This is a genomic window from Hoeflea sp. (assembly GCF_984452065.1).
Map to the genome: position 1 here is coordinate 1 of NZ_CFHWAF010000228.1, position 3,578 is coordinate 3,578.

The 3,578-nt window shown below is 64.3% G+C and carries 2 protein-coding genes; one reads left to right on the plus strand and one right to left on the minus strand.

What is annotated here, in order from left to right; translation table 11 throughout:
• A partial coding sequence (pbpC, locus tag AC5E6N_RS23670; RefSeq protein ID WP_491750110.1) for a penicillin-binding protein 1C occupies positions 1-2,036 on the plus strand: 2,036 nt, incomplete at its 5' end.
• A gap of 11 nt (positions 2,037-2,047) precedes the next feature.
• On the opposite strand, the gene AC5E6N_RS23675 is transcribed toward pbpC, so the two are convergent.
• Positions 2,048-3,244 carry a lytic murein transglycosylase gene (locus AC5E6N_RS23675; protein WP_491750111.1) on the minus strand — a complete coding sequence of 399 codons (1,197 nt, stop codon included), beginning with the start codon at positions 3,242-3,244 and terminating at the stop codon, positions 2,048-2,050.
• Between the last annotated feature and the right edge of the window lie 334 nt (positions 3,245-3,578).

Here is a 3,578-nt window from a genome sequence, read left to right on the forward strand (position 1 = left end):
CGCTGCTTTTTGTTGCGCTGGCGGTCGTCCTCGATCGGCTCTACCCGCCGCCGCTTCCGGATGTGCAGAAACTGTCGGTCGAAGTTGTCGACCGCAATGGCGCCCTTTTGCGTGTCTTTGCGGCGGCTGATGGCCGCTGGCGCATGACGCCAAGGCTGGACAGGCTCGACGGCGAATTTCTTGACCTGCTCATTGCCTATGAGGACAAGCGTTTCTGGTCTCACCACGGTGTCGATCCGCTGGCGATGGCGCGGGCGGGCGCCCAGATGATCGCGCATGGCCGCATCGTATCCGGCGGATCGACCATAACGATGCAGCTTGCCCGTCTTCTGGAGCCGCGGCCCTCGCGCACGCTCGGCGCCAAGTTGCTTCAGGCGGCAAGGGCGCTGCAACTGGAGCGGCGGCTGGACAAGGAGGAGATTCTCGCCTGGTACCTCACGCTTGCTCCCTATGGCGGCAATCTTGAGGGCGTGCGCGCGGCAAGTCTTGCCTATTTCGGCAGGGAGCCGGATGCACTGCGTCTCGATCAGGCGGCGCTGCTCGTCGCCCTGCCGCAGTCTCCGGAAACGCGGCGGCCCGACCGCTACCCCGAGGCCGCCCGGCGCGCGAGCCTTCGGGTTCTTCAGCGCGCGGCGGATAATGACCTGATCGACAGGCGTGAGGTCCGCCGCGTCGCAGACCTGCGGTTTTCAGCCGAGCGCCGCCCGCTGCCGGCGCTTGCCGCCCATCTGGCCGAGCGCGCCCGCACGGGCGATCCGCAAAGCAGGCGGCACCAGACACGTCTGTTGCGCGACGTGCAGGCGGGTCTTGAAAGCGTGGCGGCGGAAGCGGCCGGGCGACTTGGCGAGCGCCTGTCCGTTGCCATCGTCATGGCTGACGGGCGAGACGGCAGCATCGTGGCCCAGATCGGTTCGGCCGGTTTCTTCGACGGCAGGCGCGCCGGCTGGATCGATATGAGCCGGGCGCAGCGCTCGCCGGGTTCGACGCTGAAGCCGTTTATCTACGGGCTTGCCTTCCAGGAAGGGCTGGTGTCGCCGGAAACGCTGATTTCAGACCGGCCGGCGGATTTTTCCGGCTATCGTCCGCAGAATTTCGATCTTCAGTTTCAGGGCGATGTCAGCGTGCGGCGCGCGCTGCGGCTCTCGCTCAACGTTCCGGCCGTGCGGCTGCTTTCCGCCGTCGGTCCCGTGCGCCTGTCCGCCTTGCTGCGTCGGGGAGGAATGCGCTACGCCCTGCCGCAAGGAGACCGGCCGGGCCTGTCGATCGGTCTTGGCGGCATTGGCACCCGGCTTGTCGACCTGGTGCAGATCTACAGCATATTCGTGAGCGGAACCGGTCAGGCGGTCACCCTCGCAAATGGCATCGACAGTCCGTCGCATGGCAGCGGTACCAGTCCGTTGTTGAGCGATGTCGCGCTCTGGCATGTGCGCGATATCCTCAGCGGCGCGGCGCCGCCCGCCGGTTCGCCGCAACTCGCCATCGCCTACAAGACCGGCACGAGTTATGGTTACCGGGACGCCTGGTCGGTCGGTTTTGACGGGCGCTATGTCATCGGCGTGTGGATCGGGCGCGCCGACAACAGCGCGGTGCCCGCACTGACGGGGCTGAATTCCGCCGCACCGGTGCTGTTCGAAGCCTTTGCAAGGACGGGGCTCGATGTCGTTCCGTTCGGGTCGCCGCCATCGGGCGCGGTGCGCATTGCGCGCCATGAGCTGCCCGAGCCGATGCGCCGCTACCGGTCCGCGGAGGAAAGGCTGCAGGCAATGCCGGGCGGCGAGGCCGCTCCGCATATCGCCTATCCGCCGTCCGGTGCGCGCGTTGCGCTCAGTCGCGGGCAGACGGGCAGCTTCCGGCCGCTTGTCGTCAAGCTGCAGGGCGGGCGTCCGCCGTTCAGGTGGCTGGCGAACGGGAAGCCGGCCGGCGCGCCGGTGCGCGATCGGCAGTGGCAATGGATGCCGGACGGGCCGGGAAGCACGCACCTCGCCGTCATCGATGCCGCCGGGCGCAGCGTCAATGTCGATGTGGTGATCGAGTAGGTTCCGGCGCGCTATTGCGCCATTACGGATTTGTAGACTTCCACGTCGGCATGGCCGTCCAGGGCCAAGCCGTTGCGTATCTGATAATCAAGAATCACCGCGCGCATTTTCAATCCGATGCGGCCATCGGTTCTCGGCACCTTGTAGCCGAGGGACTGCATTTTTTCCTGCATCTCGATGCGCTCTTTCTTGTTGAGCGGCCGCTCGACATTCCAATTGCCGGCAAGCGGCGAGTGCCGGTTCGCGATCCGGTCCGCCAGATGGCCGACGGCGAGCGCATAGGCATCGGAGAAATTATGGGATTTCAACACCATGAAATTGTCCGTGGCGAGGAAGGCGAGCCCTTCGATGCCGCTCGGAAACAACAGGGTAGCGGAGCCCTTGTCAGGCAGGCTGCCGCCGTCGGCCCGCACCACGCCGCGCTTGACCCAGTTGCGGTAGGTGTCATCGGCCCTGGTCAGGTCGATGCCCTCGGGAAGACTGACCTGATAACCCCAGTTCTCACCGGTGCTCCAGCCGTAGCCCTTGAGATAGTTGGCGGCGGACGCCAGCGCGTCGGGCGCGCTGCGCCACAGATCGCGCTTTCCGTCGCCATTATGGTCGACGGCATATTCAAGGAAGCTGGACGGCATGAACTGGGTCTGGCCGACCGCGCCCGCCCAGGACCCGCGCATCTGTTTGCGGTCCAGCTTTTCCTGCTGCAGCACAAGCAGCGCGTTGATGAACTCCTTCTTGAAGTAGTCACCACGGTAGCCTGCATGCGCGAGCGTTGCCAGCGACCGCAACGTATCGCTGTTGCCGATGAAGCCGCCGTAATTGGTCTCCATTCCCCATATGGCGACGACCACATACCGGTCGACGCCGTATTTGCGCTCGATCGCTTTCAGGGTCCGGTCGTATTTCCTTGCCATTGCCCGCCCGTTTTTCACGATACCGGACGTCACCCGCTTGCCGACATATTGGCCGATGCTTCGTTTGAATTCCGGCTGGCTTTCGGTGAACTTCAGGATCCTGGTGTTGGCGGTGAGGCCGGTTGTCGCAGCCTCGAAGGTCTCCCACGTCACACCGGCGTCGGCGGCTTCGGGATAAAGTGAATCCACATAGTTTTTGAAGCTCGGTCCGGCGTTGGCCGAAGGCAGAGCAGGCACCATAAACAGCGCGACCGCGAGGGTCAGAAGTACCGAATATCGGGTGTTTCGGGTCGACATGAGCGGAGCATAGCAAGAACGCGTGCCGTGGCAAGAAGCCAGGGGCGCGGACCGCAAACCCCGGTATCCAAAGTTCGCGCTATACAGGAAATAAAGGACTACTTTTCCTCTTCACAAGAATCGTTATGGTTGATTTGGATACTTGTCATCCGGGGTTGGGGGATGAGGGGGATCGGTAGAGAAGCCCGGCGCGCCGGTCCGGCGCGACGTGGGACGGCGGTTCGAATCAGGTGCAGAAGACGACTCAAACGACGCGAGCCGGCTCGTGCGGATTGGATTGGGTCGTGTCCCCTGAAGTGGTGTAGCAGTGCGTTAGCAAAGCCGTTCGCGAGCG

What these genes read in the sequence shown, in the direction of transcription:
- AC5E6N_RS23675 (WP_491750111.1), bottom strand. Translation starts at nt 3,244, where the DNA reads ATGTCGACCCGAAACACCCGATATTCGGTACTTCTGACCCTCGCGGTC.